At 59.1% G+C, this 20,263-nt stretch carries 21 protein-coding genes; 7 read left to right on the top strand and 14 right to left on the bottom strand.

Features of this window, described 5'->3' with window-relative positions; genetic code table 11:
* Window positions 1-51 precede the first annotated feature (51 nt).
* Window positions 52-267: a 30S ribosomal protein S21 gene (rpsU, locus tag LBF07_RS08005; RefSeq protein ID WP_001144069.1), complete on the bottom strand. Its 216-nt coding sequence runs from the start codon at window positions 265-267 to the stop codon at window positions 52-54.
* A gap of 236 nt (window positions 268-503) precedes the next feature.
* Here rpsU and tsaD point away from each other — a divergent pair, with 236 nt between their 5' ends.
* Complete coding sequence (gene tsaD, locus LBF07_RS08000; RefSeq protein ID WP_029741753.1) at window positions 504-1,517, top strand: tRNA (adenosine(37)-N6)-threonylcarbamoyltransferase complex transferase subunit TsaD; 1,014 nt, start codon at window positions 504-506, stop codon at window positions 1,515-1,517.
* Between the two features lie 45 nt (window positions 1,518-1,562).
* On the opposite strand, the gene ureG is transcribed toward tsaD, so the two are convergent.
* From ureG to LBF07_RS07955, 9 genes are all read right to left on the bottom strand, one after another.
* Complete coding sequence (gene ureG / locus LBF07_RS07995) at window positions 1,563-2,180, bottom strand: urease accessory protein UreG (RefSeq protein ID WP_014071813.1); 618 nt, start codon at window positions 2,178-2,180, stop codon at window positions 1,563-1,565.
* Between the two features lie 9 nt (window positions 2,181-2,189).
* Complete coding sequence (locus tag LBF07_RS07990; protein WP_094935299.1) at window positions 2,190-2,864, bottom strand: urease accessory protein UreF; 675 nt, start codon at window positions 2,862-2,864, stop codon at window positions 2,190-2,192.
* Window positions 2,864-3,403, bottom strand: a complete 540-nt coding sequence (locus LBF07_RS07985; protein WP_029741751.1) for a HupE/UreJ family protein — start codon at window positions 3,401-3,403, stop codon at window positions 2,864-2,866. The genes LBF07_RS07990 and LBF07_RS07985 overlap by 1 nt, the downstream gene beginning before the upstream one ends.
* A gap of 9 nt (window positions 3,404-3,412) precedes the next feature.
* Entirely contained in the window at window positions 3,413-3,877 is a 465-nt protein-coding gene (gene ureE / locus LBF07_RS07980) for an urease accessory protein UreE (RefSeq protein ID WP_032640519.1), read from the bottom strand.
* Between the two features lie 9 nt (window positions 3,878-3,886).
* Complete coding sequence (ureC, locus tag LBF07_RS07975; RefSeq protein WP_094935300.1) at window positions 3,887-5,590, bottom strand: urease subunit alpha; 1,704 nt, start codon at window positions 5,588-5,590, stop codon at window positions 3,887-3,889.
* Complete coding sequence (locus tag LBF07_RS07970) at window positions 5,583-5,897, bottom strand: urease subunit beta (protein ID WP_045404057.1); 315 nt, start codon at window positions 5,895-5,897, stop codon at window positions 5,583-5,585. The genes ureC and LBF07_RS07970 overlap by 8 nt, the downstream gene beginning before the upstream one ends.
* Window positions 5,898-5,907: 10 nt before the next feature.
* Window positions 5,908-6,210: an urease subunit gamma gene (locus tag LBF07_RS07965; protein WP_006811999.1), complete on the bottom strand. Its 303-nt coding sequence runs from the start codon at window positions 6,208-6,210 to the stop codon at window positions 5,908-5,910.
* A 10-nt stretch (window positions 6,211-6,220) separates the two neighbouring features.
* Entirely contained in the window at window positions 6,221-7,048 is an 828-nt protein-coding gene (locus tag LBF07_RS07960) for an urease accessory protein UreD (RefSeq protein ID WP_094935301.1), read from the bottom strand.
* 144 nt (window positions 7,049-7,192) lie between these two features.
* On the bottom strand, window positions 7,193-8,206 hold the full coding sequence (locus LBF07_RS07955; protein WP_033146672.1) for an alpha/beta hydrolase: 1,014 nt from the start codon (window positions 8,204-8,206) through the stop codon (window positions 7,193-7,195).
* A 147-nt stretch (window positions 8,207-8,353) separates the two neighbouring features.
* On the opposite strand from LBF07_RS07955, the gene LBF07_RS07950 reads away from it, so the two are divergent.
* Window positions 8,354-8,776: a MarR family winged helix-turn-helix transcriptional regulator gene (locus LBF07_RS07950; protein ID WP_033146671.1), complete on the top strand. Its 423-nt coding sequence runs from the start codon at window positions 8,354-8,356 to the stop codon at window positions 8,774-8,776.
* Window positions 8,777-8,816: 40 nt separating this feature from the next.
* Here LBF07_RS07950 and LBF07_RS07945 read toward each other — a convergent pair whose 3' ends face one another.
* On the bottom strand, window positions 8,817-10,283 hold the full coding sequence (locus tag LBF07_RS07945; protein WP_048979127.1) for an MFS transporter: 1,467 nt from the start codon (window positions 10,281-10,283) through the stop codon (window positions 8,817-8,819).
* A gap of 85 nt (window positions 10,284-10,368) precedes the next feature.
* The gene (gene plsY, locus LBF07_RS07940; protein ID WP_048974922.1) at window positions 10,369-10,989 is read right to left on the bottom strand and encodes a glycerol-3-phosphate 1-O-acyltransferase PlsY; all 621 of its coding nucleotides are present in this window, start codon (window positions 10,987-10,989) and stop codon (window positions 10,369-10,371) included.
* A 107-nt stretch (window positions 10,990-11,096) separates the two neighbouring features.
* On the opposite strand from plsY, the gene folB reads away from it, so the two are divergent.
* Window positions 11,097-11,465, top strand: coding sequence for a bifunctional dihydroneopterin aldolase/7,8-dihydroneopterin epimerase (gene folB / locus LBF07_RS07935; protein WP_094935302.1), 369 nt, complete (start codon window positions 11,097-11,099; stop codon window positions 11,463-11,465).
* A gap of 105 nt (window positions 11,466-11,570) precedes the next feature.
* The gene (gene bacA, locus LBF07_RS07930; RefSeq protein WP_033146670.1) at window positions 11,571-12,392 is read left to right on the top strand and encodes an undecaprenyl-diphosphate phosphatase; all 822 of its coding nucleotides are present in this window, start codon (window positions 11,571-11,573) and stop codon (window positions 12,390-12,392) included.
* A 10-nt stretch (window positions 12,393-12,402) separates the two neighbouring features.
* Here bacA and LBF07_RS07925 read toward each other — a convergent pair whose 3' ends face one another.
* Window positions 12,403-13,644, bottom strand: a complete 1,242-nt coding sequence (locus LBF07_RS07925) for a multifunctional CCA addition/repair protein (RefSeq protein ID WP_039263025.1) — start codon at window positions 13,642-13,644, stop codon at window positions 12,403-12,405.
* A 60-nt stretch (window positions 13,645-13,704) separates the two neighbouring features.
* A complete protein-coding gene (locus LBF07_RS07920) occupies window positions 13,705-14,325 on the bottom strand; it encodes a TIGR04211 family SH3 domain-containing protein (protein ID WP_024906484.1) in 621 nt (206 codons plus the stop codon).
* A 229-nt stretch (window positions 14,326-14,554) separates the two neighbouring features.
* On the opposite strand from LBF07_RS07920, the gene LBF07_RS07915 reads away from it, so the two are divergent.
* Genes LBF07_RS07915 through hldE form a run of 3 tightly spaced genes read left to right on the top strand, consistent with a single transcriptional unit; the run spans window position 14,555 to window position 20,204 of the window.
* On the top strand, window positions 14,555-15,856 hold the full coding sequence (locus tag LBF07_RS07915; RefSeq protein ID WP_094935303.1) for an inorganic triphosphatase: 1,302 nt from the start codon (window positions 14,555-14,557) through the stop codon (window positions 15,854-15,856).
* Between the two features lie 21 nt (window positions 15,857-15,877).
* Window positions 15,878-18,733 carry a bifunctional [glutamate--ammonia ligase]-adenylyl-L-tyrosine phosphorylase/[glutamate--ammonia-ligase] adenylyltransferase gene (gene glnE, locus LBF07_RS07910; RefSeq protein WP_094935304.1) on the top strand — a complete coding sequence of 952 codons (2,856 nt, stop codon included), beginning with the start codon at window positions 15,878-15,880 and terminating at the stop codon, window positions 18,731-18,733.
* Window positions 18,734-18,773: 40 nt separating this feature from the next.
* Window positions 18,774-20,204 (top strand): bifunctional D-glycero-beta-D-manno-heptose-7-phosphate kinase/D-glycero-beta-D-manno-heptose 1-phosphate adenylyltransferase HldE, encoded by a 1,431-nt coding sequence (hldE, locus tag LBF07_RS07905; protein ID WP_048979123.1) that lies wholly within the window; start codon window positions 18,774-18,776, stop codon window positions 20,202-20,204.
* Window positions 20,205-20,263: the final 59 nt, after the last annotated feature.

The following is a 20,263-nucleotide window of genomic DNA, read 5'->3' as shown; positions in this document are numbered from 1 at the left end:
CCTTACGACTATTACTCTGTCTGTCAATTGAGGGCTGAGGCCCTCAACCAATTAGTACAGACGAGTACGGCGTGCGTTTTCGCGAGCCAGTTTCTTCGCGTGACGTTTCACAGCGGAAGCTTTAGCGCGCTTACGTTCGGTCGTTGGTTTTTCATAAAACTCACGACGACGAACTTCAGCCAGAACACCTGCTTTCTCGCATGAACGTTTGAAGCGACGCAGTGCTACGTCGAACGGCTCGTTTTCACGTACTTTAATTACCGGCATGTAACTCTCACCTTTAATAAATTCGGTTTGCCGCTGGCATCAACGCCAGCTTATTTCAAAATGGTGCGGAATTTTACTGCAAATGCTGCTGCTTTGTAAAGCACCGATGCGATTTTGAAAGGGACTTTAATAAGGGTGAGGAGTATACACGAGCCTTCTTCCTGGGGCGAACAAAGTTTTACATCAACCCGCCCAGGCTCTACACTGCGCGGTATTGAAACGAGGTAAAACAAGTCATGCGTGTACTGGGTATTGAAACATCCTGCGATGAAACCGGCATCGCCATTTACGACGACGAAAAAGGGCTTCTGGCCAACCAGCTGTATAGTCAGGTGAAATTGCACGCTGACTACGGCGGCGTCGTACCTGAACTGGCCTCTCGTGACCACGTGCGTAAAACGGTTCCCCTGATTCAGGCGGCGCTGAAAGAGGCCGGGTTGAGTTCAAACGATATCGACGCTGTGGCCTATACCGCAGGCCCGGGCCTGGTCGGCGCGCTGCTGGTCGGCGCGACGGTTGGCCGTTCGCTGGCGTTTGCGTGGGATGTGCCGGCGATCCCGGTTCACCATATGGAAGGGCATCTTCTGGCGCCGATGCTGGAAGAGAATCCACCTGAGTTCCCGTTTGTGGCGCTGCTGGTCTCCGGCGGTCATACGCAGCTGATTAGCGTAACGGGGATTGGCAAGTACGAGCTGCTGGGCGAGTCGATCGACGACGCCGCCGGTGAAGCGTTCGATAAAACCGCCAAGCTGCTGGGTCTGGATTATCCGGGCGGCCCGATGCTGTCGAAAATGGCGTCGCAGGGAACGGAAGGGCGCTTTGTCTTCCCGCGTCCGATGACCGACCGTCCAGGGCTGGATTTCAGCTTCTCCGGGCTGAAAACCTTCGCGGCGAATACGATTCGTAATAACGATGACAGCGAGCAGACCCGCGCCGATATCGCCCGCGCGTTCGAAGATGCGGTGGTGGACACGCTGATGATCAAGTGCAAGCGCGCGCTGGATCAGACCGGCTTTAAGCGTCTGGTGATGGCGGGTGGCGTGAGCGCTAACCGCACGCTGCGCGCGAAGCTCGCCGAGATGATGCAAAAGCGTCGCGGGGAAGTGTTCTATGCCCGTCCGGAATTCTGCACCGACAACGGCGCGATGATCGCTTACGCCGGAATGGTGCGCCTGAACGCGGGCGCAACGTCCGACCTGAGCGTGTCCGTGCGTCCGCGCTGGCCGCTGGCGGAACTGCCGGAGGCGTAATCCCTCACCCTAACCCTCTCCCCACAGGGAGAGGGGATCGTTTGGCTACACCCGCAGCATCCCTTTCTCTTCCAGAAACGCAATAATCGTCGCCAGACCGTCACCCGCCTTCAGGTTGGTAAAGGTCCACGGACGCTCGCCGCGCATGCGGTTAGTGTCGCGCTCCATCACCTCCAGAGACGCGCCGACGTACGGCGCGAGGTCGGTTTTGTTGATCACCAGAAAATCGGATTTGGTGATCCCCGGCCCGCCTTTACGCGGGATTTTTTCCCCTTCGGCCACGTCGATCACGTAGATGGTCAGATCCGCCAGCTCCGGGCTGAACGTCGCGCTCAGGTTATCGCCGCCGCTTTCAACGAAGATCAGATCCAGATTGCCGAACTTCTCGCTTAACGCTTCCACCGCCGCCAGGTTCATCGACGCATCTTCACGAATGGCAGTATGCGGGCAGCCGCCCGTCTCCACGCCCACGATGCGCTCCGGCTCCAGCGCGCCCGCCTCGGTGAGGATGCGCTGATCCTCTTTGGTGTAGATATCGTTGGTCACCACCGCAAGATGATAGGTATCGCGCATCGCCTTGCAGAGCGCTTCCAGCAGCGCGGTTTTGCCCGATCCTACCGGGCCGCCCACGCCCACGCGCAGGGGATGTTTGTAATCAGCCATGTTGACTCCTCAGGAACGGAATAGTCGTGAATATTGGGTTTCGTGGCGCGCGGAGGCGATGGCGGACAGCGGCGTTGCTGCCCCCAGCGCGTCGTCGCTACGCAAAAATGCCTGTTCAAGCCCGGCGGCGTAATGGTCGCCCAGTTCGATAATCAGCTGCTGCGCGGCCTGTTGCCCAAACGGCACCAGCTTGACGCCCGCCATGACCGCACTCTCCATCCAGCTGTAGCCGAGGCTCAGCGCCAGCTCGCGCGCGCTAATGCCCCAGCGCACGCCGAGCCAGGCCATGCCGCAGAGCTGGCTTTGCATAAACAGCGGCAGCCATTCGGGCGGACAGTCAGGTTCCCAGCTTTTAATCAGCCGCGTAAACGCCGCCCCACGGTTGCGCTCCTCTTCGCGCAGCTCGCGCGTTTCCCGGCAGGCGAGAAGGTATGCCGTCCAGCGTTTTGCTTTTGTAAGAGAGCGTTGCTCACAGGCCTGATAAAGACGGATAAACAGCGGCAGATCGACGCAGAAAAAGCTCTGCTCCATCTGGTGGATTTGCCAGCGTTTGAACGCGTCGGCGTCGGTGACCCAGCCTGCCTCAACGGCCCACTCCAGCCCCTGCGACCAGGTAAACGACCCGACCGGCAGGCTGCTGCTTGAGAGCTGCATCAGGCGTAGCCTCTGGCGGGCGTGTTCCATCAGCTCATCAGCGCCAGCAGGGCGGAGACAATCAGCCCGCCGCCGAAGGTTTTACGCAGGCCGTCGTGACGGCGCAGCAGCAGCCCCGCAGCAAAGCTGGCGCACAGCACCGTGGCGCTGGCGAGCATAAAGCCGCTGGTGAAGAGCCAGAAGCTGTGGCCGGACATCTCCACGCCGTGCGCCCAGCCGTGGAACATCGCCAGGGCAGGTACCGCCAGCAGCAGACGGTTTTCAGTTTTAAACATCATCACGCCGGATACCGCCAGCGAGGCGATAATCAGCATCTCCATGCCGCTGAAGCCGCCGAGCAGGCTGCCCGCAATGGCGCCGACAAGCATCATCCCGAGGGTGGCAAACGGCAGCAGGAGTTTGCGGCCGCTCAGGGCCGAGAGCACGCCAGCACCGGTGAGCATCAGCAGGTGATCGAGCCCTGTCAGCGGGTGGAGAAAACCGGCCTGGAAGCTGTCCGTGCCGTGGCCGGGATGCGCGAGCGCGGGAACGGAAAAAGCCAGCAGTAACAGCGGTAAATACTTGCGCATGATGGATCCTTAATGTGAATGAGCGTGAGAATGGCTGTGGCTGTGGGCATCGCTGGCGTAAGCGCCCGCTTCCGGTTCAAACGGCAGGCTGGCGTAGGCCACTTCCAGCCCGAACTGGCGCAGCATATCGTCGAGAACGTGGTCGTGGTGATAGCGCAGCTCGCCGGGCATGATCTGCAGCGGCACGTGGCGGTTGCCCAGGTGGTAGCAGGCGCGGGCGAGCAGGAACGGATCGGCGCAGCGCACCACGGAAACTGACTCCGGCGCGGCGATCACTTCGATGACCTCGCTGCCATCGTCGGTCGTCAGCAGGTCGCCCCCGCGCAGCAGCAGGCCGCGCGGCAGCATCAGCCCGGCTTCGCGTCCGTCGTTCAGCGCTACGCGGGCGCGGCTTTTCACCCGCACGTCAATCGGCAGCGTGACGCTGGCGGTAATCGGGTGCGCATGGTCCAGGCGTTGGGTTAAATAGATCATCATCACTCCTCAAAACAGGAAATAGCGTTGCGCCATCGGCAGAACGTCAGCCGGTTCGCTGGTTATCAGTTCATCGTCGACGCGCACCTCGTAGGTTTGCGAGTCCACGGTGATATTCGGCTGCAGGCCGTTGTGGATCATGTCCGCCTTTTTCACCGTCCGGCAGCCTTTCACCACCGCGGTGGCGCTCTGCAGGTTGAGCTGCTGCGGAATGCCGTTCGCACTGGCGGCCTGCGAGATAAACGTCAGTCGGGTAGCGTGGCGCGCGGCGCCCAGCGCGCCAAACATCGGGCGGTAATGCACCGGCTGCGGCGTGGGGATCGAGGCGTTGATATCGCCCATCGGCGCGCAGGCGATCATCCCGCCCTTGACGATGGTGGCAGGCTTCACGCCGAAGAACGCCGGAGACCAGACCACGAGATCCGCCAGCTTGCCCGCCTCAATCGAACCGACTTCATGGGCGATGCCGTGGGTGAGCGCCGGGTTAATGGTGTATTTGGCGACATAGCGCTTCACGCGGAAGTTGTCGTTATCGCCGGTCTCTTCCGGCAGGGCGCCGCGCTGGACCTTCATGCGGTGCGCCACCTGCCAGGTGCGGATAATCACTTCCCCGACGCGGCCCATGGCCTGCGAATCTGACGAGGTGAGCGAGAACGCGCCGATGTCGTGCAGCACGTCTTCAGCGGCGATGGTTTCACGACGAATGCGGGATTCGGCAAACGCTACGTCCTCGGCGATATCCGGATCGAGGTGATGGCAAACCATCAGCATGTCGAGATGCTCGTCGATGGTGTTCACCGTGTAGGGCAAGGTCGGGTTGGTGGAAGAGGGCAGAATATTCGGATGCGCGCAGGCGGTGATGATATCCGGCGCGTGGCCGCCGCCCGCGCCTTCGGTGTGGAAAGTGTGGATTGTGCGTCCGGCGATGGCTGCCAGCGTGTCTTCGACAAACCCGGACTCGTTCAGCGTGTCGCTGTGCAGCGCCACCTGAATATCCATCTCGTCAGCCACCTCCAGCGAGCAGTTAATTGCCGCGGGCGTCGCGCCCCAGTCTTCGTGGATCTTCAGCCCGATGGCGCCCGCGGCAATCTGCTCGCGCAGGGCGTCCGGGCTGGAGCCGTTACCCTTGCCGAGCAGGCCAATATTCACCGGCAGCGTATCGGCAGCCTGCAGCATGCGGGCGATATACCATGGCCCCGGCGTGCAGGTGGTGGCGTTGGTGCCCGCCGCCGGTCCGGTGCCGCCGCCGATCATGGTGGTGACGCCGGAAACCAGCGCCTCTTCCGCCTGCTGCGGGCAGATCCAGTGGATGTGGGTGTCGATCCCGCCGGCGGTGACGATCTTCCCCTCGGCGGCAATGACTTCCGTTGCCGCGCCAATGGGGATCGTCACGCCGGGCTGAATGTCCGGGTTCCCGGCTTTGCCGACGGCGAAGATCCGTCCGTCCTTGACGCCGATATCGGCTTTTACGATCCCCCAGTGATCGACGATTAGCGCGTTGGTAAGAACCAGATCCACGCAGCCGTCAGCGGTCATCTGCCCCTGGCCCATGCCGTCGCGGATCACCTTTCCGCCGCCGAATTTGACCTCTTCGCCGTAGACCGTGAGATCGTCTTCCACTTCGATCCACAGCTCGCTGTCGGCAAGCCGCACTTTATCTCCGGTGGTGGGGCCGAACATATCGGCATACGCCCGGCGCGAAATTTCAGCCATGTTTCACCTCGCCCATCACCTCGCCGCGAAAGCCGAAAATGCGCTGCGCCCCCGTGACCTGAACCAGCGTCACTTCCCGCTTCTGGCCGGGCTCGAAGCGCACGGCGGTGCCCGCCGGGATGTTCAGTCGGAAGCCTTTGGTGGCTTCCCGATCGAACTTCAGCGCCGGGTTAACCTCGTAAAAGTGATAGTGCGATCCGACCTGGATCGGCCTGTCGCCGTGATTTTCGACAACCACGCGTTGGGTTTCACGCCCGACGTTGAGGGCAATCGTTCCGGGCTGGATCTGGTATTCACCTGGGATCATCACGCGCTCCTTAGACGATCGGGTTGTGGACGGTGACGAGCTTCGATCCGTCCGGGAAGGTGGCTTCCACCTGAATATCCGGGATCATTTCCGGAACGCCCTCCATGACCTGGTCGCGCCTCAGGACGTGGCGGCCCGCTTCCATCAGCGAGGCGACGGTTTCGCCATCGCGCGCGCCCTCCATAATGAAGGCGCTGATCAGCGCGACCGATTCCGGGTAATTGAGCTTTACCCCGCGCGCAAGGCGGCGTTCGGCAACCAGCGCGGCGGTGAACAGCAACAGCTTGTCTTTTTCTCTGGGGGTCAGTTCCATAACGTTTCTCTTATGTCTGCCAGATACGCGGCGAACAGGCGTTTTTGGTGGTGAGAAGCGGGCGAAGCGACTGCCAGATGTCGCGCATCACCCGCTGGCAAATCAGGTTGTCGTCGGAGAGAAAACGCACCGACAGCAGGTCATCGGTGAGCGTTGCACCTGCATAATTTTCCAGCGGTGCGAGCCGTTCGCGCACCGCGTCGAGATGTTCTTCTTTGGCCGGATAGAACAGCAGCGTGCCGAGCCACGGATGTCCGGCGACGGGCGTGAGATCGCCGTCGCTAAGATGCTGACGCTCGATCAGGCGCGGTTCGTCTTCAACCCAGATTTCAAGGCGGCTTTCCAGCGTGCCGTGGCTAAAGGTCTCACCGATCACCGGACGCCCCAGGCAGTACAGCTCCCACGCCAGCAGCGTGCTGGAGGCCTTCAGGTGGAAGACGGAGCGCAGCGCGGCATTCGCGCCGGGGAAGATAATGGTGTCCTGCGGGAGCCACTCCAGCGTGGAATCTTCATCGAGGTAAAAATGCTGGTTCAGACGCGCCTGCGGGCCGCTGCTGCGATAGAACTTGCTCGCCCCGGGCATGGTGATGAGCGCGTGGCTTTTGGCGTCCAGCCGAACGGAAATGTCCAGCGTATCGCCGCCCACGATCCCGCCGGGCGGGTGCAGAAGGTAAAGGTGGCAGGTTTCCCCTTCGGGGTAAAACGGACGTTGAACGGTGAGCGGCCCGACGTGGTGGGCGGAGTGCAGGAGGGTTTTCTCAGGGGTGTGACAAAACTGCAGGGCAAGCGACGCCTGCCAGCCTTTATACGTATTATCAGTGACCTGAGCTGCTAACATGCTGCATCCATTTCCACACCATCGGGATACGTTTCAGTATGCCCTGGCGGAAATGAAGGCTGTCATACGAGTCGCTTATGGATGGCCAGGCAGGAGAAATACAAAAGCACGGCCGGGGCCGTGCTCTGTAGATGAATGACGATCCTACTTCAGGTGTTCATGCAATGCTGCACCTGCCTGCTCAAGGGCAACTTTCACCGTTGGCTCCTGGCTCAGCGGGTTAAGCAGGCCGTAGTCGTGGATCATGCCGTTATAGCGCGTGACGGTCACCGGGACGCCAGCCGCATCCAGTTTACGCCCGAATGCTTCACCTTCATCCCGCAGAACGTCCAGCTCCGCTGTCTGGATCAGCGTCTCGGGGAAGCCTTTCAGCTGCGCGGTGCTGGCGCGAAGCGGAGAGGCAAGGATATTGTTGCGATCGGCAGCGCTGGTGGTGTAGTTATCCCAGAACCATTTCATCATGTTTTTCGACAGGAAATAGCCATTTTCGAACTGGTTATACGAGGCAGTATCAAAGTTCGCATCGGTAACCGGCCAGAGCATGACGTTGTAGCGAATCTTTGGCCCATTGAACTGTTTGGCCTGCAGCGCCACCGAAGCCACCATGTTGCCGCCCACGCTGTTACCCACCAGACCCAGACGGCTACCGTCCACGCCAATTTCCTGACCGTGCCCGGCGACCCATTTTGTCGCTTCATAGGCCTGATTAATTGCTACCGGGAAATGGGCCTCAGGTGACGGAGTGTAATCGACGTAAACCGCAGCGGCACCCGAAGCGCGAACGAGGTCGCGGATTAAGCGTTCGTGGGTAGGGAAGTCACCCAGCACCCAGCCGCCGCCGTGAAAGAACATAAAAGCGGGGAGCGTGCCGCTGGCGTTTTCAGGTTTCACTATTTTCAGTTTTATCGCCTGGCCATTTACCTGGATCGTTTTTTCAGAGACCTGAGCGGGCGGCAGTTTTGCGCCTTGCTGTGCGCCAATCAGTACCTGGCGGGCCTCCTGCGGGGTCATCTGTTCCATTGGCTTACCCTTGCCGGAATTCAAAACATTAAGAAATGCCTGTACGCCTGCGGTCGGGGTTGGGGTATTGGTGGTTTGAGCGGATGCCGCAGCTGACGCGAAGACTGAAGAAACCAGGATGGCGGTTAGTGTTTTCATGGTAGTACCTCTTTAAGCGTATTTGATCGGATGAGATAACTATGTAGTGCGCTATTTAGTTGTTGGTATAATACTTGCGCGCAAGATACTTTTAGTCAAACATTATTTATAATTTTTTCAGGAAACCGATTCGGAGTTGATAGAAAAATGAAAGAAAACAAAACACTAGACGATTTACTTTGTTTCTCGCTGTACTCGGTCACCAACGCGTTCGTTCGCCAGTATCGCCCTTTACTGCAAGAGATGGATCTAACCTATCCGCAATTCGTTGTTTTGATGGCGCTTTATGAGAAAGACAACATCCCACTTCGCGATCTCAGCGATAAGACATTTTTTGATTCGGGCACATTGACCCCGCTTGTACAAAAGCTTGAGGCAAAAGGATTTCTCAACCGTATCGCGGTTGTGGGTGATGAAAGGATGAAAAATGTTGTACTGACCGACAAGGCCAAAGACCTGAAGAAACGGGTGATGGCATTGCCGGACCAGATTCGCTGCAACATGCGGATGAATGACGATGAGCTTGAGACGCTAAAAAAACTCTCCCGGACGCTGCTCGACGATTTGTAAGAACCCTTCGGCGGGGTGAACCCACCGAAGTGATGTGTCGTTACCGGTAGTCCTCCGCATCCACGTCATACCCGGACGGCTCCCAGCGGATCGCCAGCAGCGACGCCAGGCCGATAAACGGCGCCAGCGCAATCACCCAGAAGACGGCGGTATCCAGCGACGCCACCAGCAGCGGGAACAGAAACAGCGACAGCGTCGAGCTGCTGCGCATCAGCGTCTGGTTGAGGCCCACGCCCACGCCGCGCAGCGAGGTCGGGTAGCTCAGGGAGGCGAACGTCATGGTATGCGCGCCCGGGCCGAAGCCCTGACCGAACAGGAAAAGCGCCAGCATCGCCACAGCAAGCACGCCTTCAGAGGCACCTTCCGGTCGGCCAATCAGCGCCAGGCCAAGCAATGCGACAAGCTGGCAGGCATAACCCGCCAGCGACATCCGCCAGGCGCCGAAGCGCGGCACGTAGCGTACCGCCAGCAGTCCGCCGACAAACGCGAACAGCAGGTTAAGCGCCAGCGAGATCAGAATGGTGGTCAGCATCGACTGGACAAAGAAACTGGAGATGATCACCGGCAGGCCAAACGCCACGGCGTTATAGGCAAACGACGAGACGACGGAAAGCAGCGTGGCGAGCGTCGTGCGGCGTAAGTAGATGCCGCGGAACAGGTTCAGATAGTTTGACCATTTCGCTTTATTCACGACGGGTGCGGGCTGGCCGAGCGCGTCCTGCGGCACGTGGGCATTGATGTTATACGACTGGCGTAAAATTGACGCCGCCTCTTTCAGGTTGCCCTGATTCGCCGCCCAGACCGGAGATTCGCTCATATAGCGGCTGCGGATGGCGATAATCACCAGCGCGGGCACTGCGCCAAAGCCGAGAATCAAACGCCACAGCCAGTCGCTGTGGCTTTCCGGCAGCACGGCGTAGAAGAAAAGCACCAGCAGGTAGGAAATGCTGATGGCGGCATACCAGGTGGGGCACCACATCGCGACGCTGGAGGCCTTATTTCCGGGCCCTTTTAGCCTGGCGAACTCGCTTAAAAACGCCATCGCCACGGGAAGGTCGATCCCGACCCCTAGCCCCATCACAAAGCGGGCGCCCGCGAGCACATATTCGTTCGGGGCCAGCGCACAGGCGATCGCTGCCACCACGAAGAACACCATATCAGCCATAAAAACGCGGTAGCGCCCGATTTTATCCGTGAGATAGCCGCCAAGCAGCGCCCCGACAATGGCGCCAAAGGTAATCGCCGAGGCCACCATACCGGTCCCGGCGGGCGTCAGGTTAAATTCGCGGGTGATGTCTTTAATGCCGAACGCCAGCGCGCCCAGATCGTAGGCATCGAGGAAAATACCGCCCAGCGCGATACTGACCACGATACGGGCGTTTGCCCGGCCCTGAGAGCCGTCATTAACGAGGCGTGATACGTCCGACGCGCTGCGCACCCACTGGATGTCGCCATCCGGGGTGCTTCCTGCCGTTGAAAGGGGAGTTGGTTCTGTGATTTCTGCCATTTTTCTTTTTGTGTGGTTGTGTTGTGTCTCTAACAGTTACCACAGGCAGAAGGTGACCAAAATCACATTTGGCTATAAGGCATAACTAACCCTTCGGAGCGTCTTTTTTCTTTCTCTTGAGCTTCGTCCAGATTTTGGTCTCCTGACGACGCCACAGGCGCTGGATATTGTCGTGATGACGCAGCAGGATAAGACACGAGAGCATCGACACCGGGAAGGTGAACTGGGGTTTGAACCACCAGACGTAGAACGGGGCGATCAGCGCGCTGACGATGGCGCCCAGCGACGAGTAGCCGCTCAGAAGAATGGTCAGAAGCCAGGTTCCGGCCATGACGCCGGTGAGATCCCAGCCGATAGGTGCAATCGCACCGAAGGCCGTCGCAACGCCTTTTCCGCCTTTAAAACCAAAGAAAATGGGCCAGATATGGCCAACGCAGGCAGCAATAGCAATGAGCCCCAGCCAGAACGGCGTAACGCCCAACGCATAGGCGCCCCAGACGGGCAGCATCCCTTTCAGAACATCAAAAATCAAAACCGCTACGGCTGCTCCCTTGCCGCCAATTCGTAGTACGTTGGTCGCCCCCGGATTCCCGGAACCATTTTCACGCGGGTCAGGTAACCCGGCAATGCGGCAGACCAGAATGGCGCTGGAGATTGAGCCGCAAAGATAGGCGAGGAGGATCATTCCAGGCGCGATTGCACTCATAACGCTGTTCCGTTTTGAAAATGTATCTGTATTCTCAGCATCTGTGGATAATACGCATAATTCGCCGGAAGTGGTATCCGGTTTAGCCAAAAAGCAGGCAGGTCGTGATGGATATTGTATTTATAGAGCAACTTTCGGTAATCACCACAATTGGTGTTTACGACTGGGAACAGACCATCGAGCAGAAGCTGGTGTTCGATATCGAAATGGGATGGGATAACCGCAAATCGGCAAAAAGCGATGACGTGAACGACTGTCTGAGCTATGCCGATATCAGTGAAGCGGTCATCGCCCACGTTGAAGGTCAACGTTTTGCGCTGGTCGAACGGGTGGCGGAAGAAGTCGCAGAATTGCTGTTGAAAAAATTCAATTCACCGTGGGTGCGCATCAAGCTGAGCAAGCCGGGAGCGGTGGTGCGCGCCGCCAACGTTGGCGTCATTATTGAGCGTGGCACAAATCTGAAAGGCAAGAATTAACGTCATAATTGCTAAACCATTTTAGGTTATACCGGTCTTAAAGCTGTATCTTTCACGGTAGCCGTTGGGGCGACCGTTTTTTTATATCTTTTTAGGGGTTTATAGATGAGCGATATGCACTCGCTGCTGGTGGCGGCAATACTGGGTGTGGTCGAAGGATTGACGGAGTTTTTGCCGGTCTCCAGTACGGGCCATATGATTATCGTTGGCCATCTGCTGGGCTTTGAAGGCGATACCGCAAAAACGTTTGAAGTGGTGATCCAGCTGGGGTCTATTCTGGCGGTGGTCGTAATGTTCTGGCGTCGCCTGTTTGGCCTGATCGGCATCCATTTTGGCCGTCCGCCTCAGCACGAGGGGGCCAGTAAAGGTCGTCTGTCACTGATCCATATTCTGCTTGGGATGATCCCTGCGGTGGTGCTGGGCCTGGTGTTCCACGACGCCATCAAATCGCTGTTTAACCCGATTAACGTAATGTACGCGCTGGTGGTGGGGGGCTTCCTGCTGATCGCCGCGGAAGTGCTGAAGCCAAAAACGCCGCGCGCGGAAGGTCTGGACGATATGACGTATCGTCAGGCGTTTATCATTGGTTGCTTCCAGTGTCTGGCGCTGTGGCCGGGCTTCTCTCGTTCAGGCGCAACCATCTCCGGCGGGATGCTGATGGGCGTAAGCCGTTACGCCGCCTCAGAGTTCTCGTTCCTGCTGGCGGTGCCGATGATGATGGGCGCCACCGTACTCGACGTCTATAAGAGCTATCACTTCCTGACGGCTGGCGACATTCCGATGTTCGCCGTCGGCTTCATCACCGCGTTTATCGTGGCGCTGATTGCCATTAAAACCTTCCTGCAGCTGATTAAGCGTATCTCGTTTATTCCGTTCGCGATCTATCGCTTTATCGTGGCGGCTGCGGTGTACGTGGTCTTCTTCTGACCGATGGCCCTCAGTCTTTCGGCTGAGGGCAATGCTTTTCCTTCCAGTCCGACACCGCCTGAATTCGCCGTTTCGTGAGCTCTTCGCGAATTTCCGGCCCTTTGAATCCCGCTTCGACAACGTCCTTCGTGGGCACCGCTTTCGCTACGTCCCAGGCTTTACGCAATAAACGTCCCTGCGGGTAATCGCACGCTTCAAACCCGGTACGACCGCGCACGTCAGCTTCGCTGGTGAGCGCGATTTGCTCGACGCGCTGGGGTTTGCGCCAGGCGTCGATGTTATCGAAAAGCTTAACGATGGTGGCCGGTTTCAGAATAGGGAAGGTGTGGATCAGATCGTGGAACTCGGCCACCAGTTTCGCCAGATCGCGGATCTCGTTCGGCACGCGCAGACGCTGGCACAGCCCCTCGACCAGCTTCACCCCCGCCGGGCCGTGCCCGTGGTGGCGAGGCCAGAATTCTTTTGGCGTTAGGCCTTTGCCGAGATCGTGGCACAGGGTGGAAAAGCGCACGTCCACCTCAGGGCTGAGCATGGCCGCCATGCTCAGGGTCATCAGCGTGTGTACGCCGGTATCAATTTCCGGGTGCCATTTTGCCGGGGCAGGTACGCCAAACAGCGCGTCTATTTCCGGGAACAGCACCTTCAGCGCGCCGCAGTCGCGCAGGACCTGGAAAAAGACCTGCGGGTTGCGCGTGGTGAGGGCATTTTCCGTCTCTTTCCAGACGCGCTCTGGCGTCAGGTGTTCAAGCTCGCCCGCCTCTGTCATGGCGGTCATCAGCGCCATTGTCTCATCGGCAATACGGAAACTGAGATGGGCGTAACGCGCGGCAAAGCGCGCCACGCGCAGCACGCGGAGCGGATCTTCAGAAAACGCCGGGGAAACGTGACGTAAAAGACGGTTGCGCAGATCGTCCTGACCGCCATAGGCGTCAACGATCTGCCCGTCCTCGTCCTGCGCCAGCGCGTTGATGGTGAGATCGCGGCGCAGAAGATCTTGCTCCAGCGTCACGTCCGGCGCGGCATAGCAGGTGAAGCCCGTATAGCCCGAGCCCGATTTCCGCTCGGTACGCGCCAGGGCATACTCTTCACGGCTTTTCGGGTGCAGGAACACGGGAAAATCGCGGCCTACCTGCTGGTAGCCCGCGTCGAGCATCTCTTCAGGGGTAGCGCCAACCACCACCCAGTCTTTATCTTTGACCGGCAGACCTAACAACGCATCACGTACCGCACCACCGACCAGATAACTCTTCACGCCCAACTCTCCCGTTTTCTCTTTTCCAGAATGATACGTAAGTCTGGCAGAGAAGACGAATTAGTTCATCCAGCGGTCTTTACGCTTGCGGCTTGGGATCAGATGCGGCAGGACCAGACCCAGCACCAGACCCACGCCCAGCACGCCGCCGCCATACATAAACCACTGCATGATGATGGTGCGCTGTTTGTCGTCGAGCTGCAGATTAGCGGCATTCACTTTCTTCTGCGCGACAATCAGCTCGTTTTTCAGTTTCTGGTTCTCTTCTTTCAGACCGTTAATCACCCCGTCGCTTTGCGCCACTTTCTGCTGCATTTCAGCGGTGCGCTGGTTCCAGGTGCCGTCGATGTTGTTCAGCTTATCGGTCAGAGTCTTCACCTGGTTTTCCAGATCGGGAACGCGCGTGCGCAGGCTTGGCACGGTGCTCAGCTCTTTCAGCGGGATCCAGGACGTACGGCCGGTACTGTCGCGAACCTGACCATAGTTGGTGTCCGCGTTGGTTTGTAACAGGGTGACTTCCTCGCCGGCATTCACCGTGCCCACGAGGCGATAATTATCTCCAGGGCCACTGCGTACCCAGGTGTTCAGTTCGTCAGAAACGTAACGCTTCTCTTCAGCGTGCACTGCGGTTGCGGCGCTAAAAGCGAGTAAAGTAAGTCCAATCAGGCGTAATTTAAGCATCATTAGTCGTTATTTTCATAAATAGTGGAACGATAGTAGTGGCAACAGTGTCTCTACGCAAAGCATTCGTCAGCAATCAGAATCATCTGTGTCACGACTCTATACATTTACGCCCGACAAATTGCTCATTGCATGGCAATTTGGCGCAAAATACTATGTACTGACAAACAAATGGCGAGGAAGTTCGCCCTCATTGACGCGTCTGTGACGCCCGCAAAAGTACAAGGCTATGGCACAAGAAATCGAATTAAAGTTTATCGTCGAAAAAGACAGCGTTGACGCACTCCGCCAGCATCTGCATACGCTTTCCGGCGAACACCATGCACCGGTACAACTGCTTAATATCTATTACGAAACGCCAGACAACTGGCTGCGCCGCCACGATATGGGGCTGCGCATCCGCGGCGCGAGCGGGCGCTACGAGATGACGATGAAAATTGCCGGCCGCGTGGTCGGCGGTTTACATCAGCGCCCGGAATACAATATCGACATCAGCAAGCCAGAACTTGAGCTGGAACGTTTCCCGACGGAAGTCTGGCCGGATGGCGAACTGCCTTCCACGCTGGCGGAACAGGTGCAGCCGCTGTTCAGCACTGATTTCTGGCGCGAAAAATGGCTGGTGACGGAAGGCAAAAGCCGCATCGAAATCGCCCTCGATCTGGGCGACGTGAAGGCGGGTGAGTGCCAGGAACCGATTTGCGAACTCGAGCTTGAGCTGCTGGAAGGGGACGCGAATGACGTGCTGAAGCTGGCGCGCAGGCTGGTGAACCAGTCCGGACTGCGTCAGGGAAGCCTGAGTAAAGCCGCGCGGGGTTACCATCTGGCCGCCGGAAATGCGCCGCGCGTGCTGAAAGAGACGACCATCCTGCACGTTGCGCCGAAAGCCAGCGTTGAACAGGGCCTGGAAGCCGCGCTGGAGCTGGCGCTTTCTCAGTGGCAATACCATGAAGAGCTGTGGGTGCGAAATGTGAAAAACGCGAAATCCCACGTGCTGGCGGCGATTGCCCTGGTGCGCCATACCCTGACGCTCTTCGGCGGTATTGTTCCTCGCAAAGCGAGCGCTCACTTACGTGACCTGCTGACGCAAACCGAAACGCTGATGCTCTCCGACGTATCGGCGCAAACGGTGATCTACAGCCCGCAAGCCGCGACGGCAAAACTGGCGCTGACCGAGTTTCTGGTGACGCGCGGCTGGCGCGCCTTCCTGGATGCGAAAGCGGAAGCCAAAATCGCGGAAAACTTTAAGCGTTTCGCGGATATTCATCTTTCCCGTCATGCCGCCGAGCTGAAGAGTACCTTCGCGTATCCGCTCGGCGATCAGTATGGCGATCAGCTTCCCCGTCTGTCGCGCAACATCGACAGCATGCTGCTGCTTTCCGGCGCTTATGACGGCGTTAAAACCCAGGCCTGGCTGGAAAACTGGCAGGGGCTGAAGCATGCCATTGAAACCCGCCAGCATATTGAGATTGAGCATTTCCGTAACGAGGCCATTTCGCAGGAGCCGTTCTGGCTGCACAGCGGAAAACGTTAACTCTGGCAAGGAACCCCTATAATGCCGCTTTCTTCACCGTTACAGCAGCAGTGGCAGACCGTTTGCGAACGTCTGCCTGAGTCATTACCGGCGTCATCGTTAAGCGAGCAGGCGAAGAGCGTGCTCGCCTTCAGTGATTTTGTGCAGGAAAGCATCACCGCCAACCCGGACTGGCTGGCAGAGCTTGAGAACGCACCGCCGCAGGCGGACGAGTGGCGACAGTATGCCGGCTGGCTGCAAACCGCGCTCGAAGACGTTGCGGATGAAGCCACGCTGATGCGCGTCCTGCGCCAGTTCCGCCGTCGGGTGATGGTGCGCATTGCCTGGGCTCAGGCGCTGGAGCTGGTGAGCGAAGAGAGTACGCTGCAGCAGCTAAGCGAGCTGGCGCAAACGCTGATTGTCGCCGCGCGCGACTGGCTGTACGCCGCCTGCTGTAAAGAGTGGGGCACGCCGTGCAGCGAGGAAGGGGTTCCTCAGCCGCTGTTGATTCTGGGGATGGGCAAGCTGGGCGGCTGCGAGCTGAACTTCTCCTCCGACATCGACCTGATTTTTGCCTGGCCCGAGAACGGCTCCACGCGCGGCGGCCGTCGCGAGCTGGACAACGCCCAGTTCTTTACCCGTCTCGGTCAGCGTCTGATTAAGGCGCTGGATCAGCCGACGCAGGACGGTTTTGTTTACCGCGTGGACATGCGCCTGCGTCCGTTTGGCGACAGCGGACCGCTGGTGCTGAGCTTTGCCGCGCTGGAGGATTACTACCAGGAGCAGGGGCGCGACTGGGAGCGCTATGCGATGGTTAAAGCGCGGATTATGGGCGACAGCGACGACGCTTACGCCAACGAGCTGCGCGCCATGCTGCGCCCGTTTGTATTCCGTCGCTATATCGACTTCAGCGTGATCCAGTCCCTGCGTAATATGAAAGGGATGATCGCCCGTGAGGTGCGCCGTCGTGGTCTGAAGGACAACATCAAGCTCGGCGCGGGCGGCATCCGTGAAATCGAATTTATCGTTCAGGTCTTCCAGCTTATTCGCGGTGGTCGTGAGCCGTCCCTGCAGTCCCGCTCGCTTTTGCCGACGCTGAGCGCCATCGAGCAGCTGCACCTGCTGCCGGACGGCGACGCGCAAACCCTGCGCGAGGCCTATCTGTTCCTGCGTCGTCTGGAAAACCTGCTGCAAAGCATCAACGACGAACAGACCCAGACCCTGCCGGGCGATGACCTTAACCGGGCGCGCCTGGCCTGGGGCATGCGTGTGGACGACTGGGCGGCGTTAACCGAACGGCTGGATGCCCATATGGCAGGCGTGCGCCGCATCTTTAACGAGCTGATCGGTGATGACGAAAGTGAATCACCGGACGATGCCCTTTCCGAGCACTGGCGCGAGCTGTGGCAGGACGCGCTCCAGGAAGATGACACCACGCCGGTGCTGACGCACTTAACTGACGACGCCCGCCATCGCGTGGTGGCGCTGATCGCGGATTTCCGTCTTGAGCTGAACAAACGCGCCATCGGCCCGCGAGGTCGTCAGGTGCTGGATCACCTGATGCCGCACCTGCTGAGCGAGGTCTGCTCGCGGGCGGACGCGCCGGTGCCGCTGTCGCGCATGATGCCGCTGCTGAGCGGGATCATCACGCGTACCACGTATCTGGAACTCCTGAGCGAGTTTCCGGGGGCACTGAAGCACCTGATTACGCTCTGCGCCGCGTCGCCGATGGTGGCCAACAAGCTGGCGCGTTACCCGCTGCTGCTGGATGAGCTGCTCGACCCGAACACGCTGTATCAGCCAACGGCGACGGATGCCTACCGGGACGAGCTGCGTCAGTATCTGCTGCGCGTGCCGGAAGAGGACGAAGAGCAACAGCTGGAGGCGCTGCGCCAGTTTAAGCAGGCGCAGATGCTGCGCGTGGCGGCGGCTGACATCGCCGGAACGCTGCCGGTGATGAAAGTGAGCGATCACTTAACCTGGCTGGCAGAGGCGATCATCGACGCGGTGGTCCATCAGGCGTGGGTGCAGATGGTGGCGCGCTACGGCCAGCCGAAACATCTGGCCGAACGTGAAGGACGCGGCTTTGCGGTCGTGGGGTACGGCAAGCTTGGCGGCTGGGAGCTGGGCTATAGCTCCGATCTGGATTTAATCTTCCTGCACGACTGTCCGGTTGACGTAATGACCGACGGCGAGCGTGAAATTGACGGGCGCCAGTTCTACCTTCGCCTGGCGCAGCGCATTATGCATCTTTTCAGCACCCGCACCTCGTCGGGCATTTTGTATGAAGTGGATGCGCGCCTGCGTCCGTCCGGCGCGGCGGGCATGCTGGTGACCTCGACGGAGTCCTTCGCCGATTACCAGAAGAGTGAAGCCTGGACGTGGGAGCATCAGGCGCTGGTGCGCGCTCGCGTGGTGTACGGCGATCCGCAGCTCAAAACGCAGTTTGACGTCATCCGTAAGGACGTTCTGACGACGGTGCGAGAGGGCGCCACATTACAAACTGAAGTGCGCGAAATGCGCGAGAAAATGCGCGCGCATCTCGGCAATAAACACCGCGATCGCTTTGATATTAAAGCCGACGAGGGCGGGATTACCGATATTGAGTTCATTACCCAGTATCTGGTGCTGCTGCACGCCCACGACAAGCCGAAGCTGACGCGCTGGTCCGATAACGTGCGCATTCTGGAGCTGCTGGCGCAAAACGACATCATGGACGAGCAGGAGGCGCAGGCTTTAACCCGCGCCTACACGACGCTTCGCGATGAGCTTCATCACCTGGCGCTGCAGGAGCAACCGGGGCACGTGGCGCTGGACTGTTTTGCTCATGAACGTGCTCAGGTTACGGCCAGCTGGCAGAAGTGGCTGGTGGAACCGTGCGTAACAAATCAAGTGTGATATTATCGCGCGCAAATTGTGAATCTTTCTGGAGTCAGGAATGAAAGTAACACTGCCAGAGTTTGAACGTGCTGGGGTAATGGTTGTTGGGGATGTGATGCTGGATCGCTACTGGTATGGGCCTACCAGCCGCATCTCTCCGGAAGCACCGGTACCGGTGGTTAAGGTCGACACCATTGAAGAGCGTCCCGGCGGCGCGGCAAACGTGGCGATGAACATTGCCTCTCTGGGCGCGCAGTCGCGTCTGGTGGGCTTGACCGGCATCGACGATGCGGCGCGCGCGCTGAGCAAGTCGCTGGCGGACGTGAACGTGAAGTGCGACTTCGTCTCTGTTCCGACCCACCCAACGATTACGAAACTGCGCGTGCTGTCGCGCAACCAGCAGCTGATCCGCCTCGACTTTGAAGAAGGGTTCGAAGGCGTTGATCCTGAGCCGCTGCACGAGCGTATCAACCAGGCGCTGGGCAATATCGGCGCGCTGGTGCTGTCCGACTACGCCAAAGGCGCGCTGGCGAGCGTGCAAACGATGATTCAGCTGGCGCGTAAAGCCAACGTGCCGGTGCTGATCGACCCGAAAGGGACCGATTTTGAGCGCTATCGCGGCGCGACGCTGCTGACGCCAAACCTCTCCGAGTTTGAAGCGGTGGCGGGCAAATGCAAAACCGAGGACGAACTGGTTGAGCGCGGCATGAAGATCATTGCCGATTTCGAGCTGTCCGCGCTGCTGGTGACCCGCTCCGAGCAGGGGATGACGCTGCTGCAGCCGGGCAAAGCGCCGCTGCATATGCCAACCCAGGCGCAGGAAGTGTACGACGTGACCGGTGCCGGTGATACGGTGATCGGCGTGCTGGCGGCGACGCTGGCAGCAGGAAACTCGCTGGAAGAGGCGTGCTACTTCGCTAACGCCGCGGCGGGCGTGGTCGTCGGTAAACTCGGGACCTCAACCGTTTCGCCAATCGAGCTGGAAAACGCGGTGCGCGGTCGTGCGGATACCGGTTTTGGCGTCATGACCGAAGACGAGCTGAAGGTGGCCGTCGCCGCCGCGCGCAAGCGTGGTGAAAAAGTGGTGATGACCAACGGCGTGTTCGACATTCTGCACGCGGGCCACGTTTCGTATCTGGCGAACGCGCGCAAGCTGGGCGATCGCCTGATTGTGGCGGTTAACAGCGATGCATCGACGAAACGCCTGAAGGGCGAAACGCGTCCGGTGAACCCGCTCGAGCAGCGCATGATTGTGCTCGGCGCGCTGGAAGCGGTGGACTGGGTGGTGTCGTTTGAAGAAGATACCCCGCAGCGCCTGATTGCCGGCATTCTGCCGGACCTGCTGGTAAAAGGTGGGGATTACAAGCCGGAGCAAATCGCGGGTAGCGAAGAGGTCTGGGCCAACGGCGGCGAGGTGATGGTGCTCAACTTTGAGGACGGGTGCTCAACCACCAACATCATCAAGAAGATCCAGAAAGACAGTCAGTAAAAAACGGGCCAGCTGGCCCGTTTTTTTCTCCCTCTCCCTGTGGGAGAGGGCTGGGGTGA

Origin of the sequence: Enterobacter cloacae complex sp. ECL352 (assembly GCF_020149545.1) — a bacterium.
Lineage (GTDB): Bacteria > Pseudomonadota > Gammaproteobacteria > Enterobacterales > Enterobacteriaceae > Enterobacter > Enterobacter asburiae_B.
This window is presented reverse-complemented; position numbering and strand designations above follow the sequence as displayed.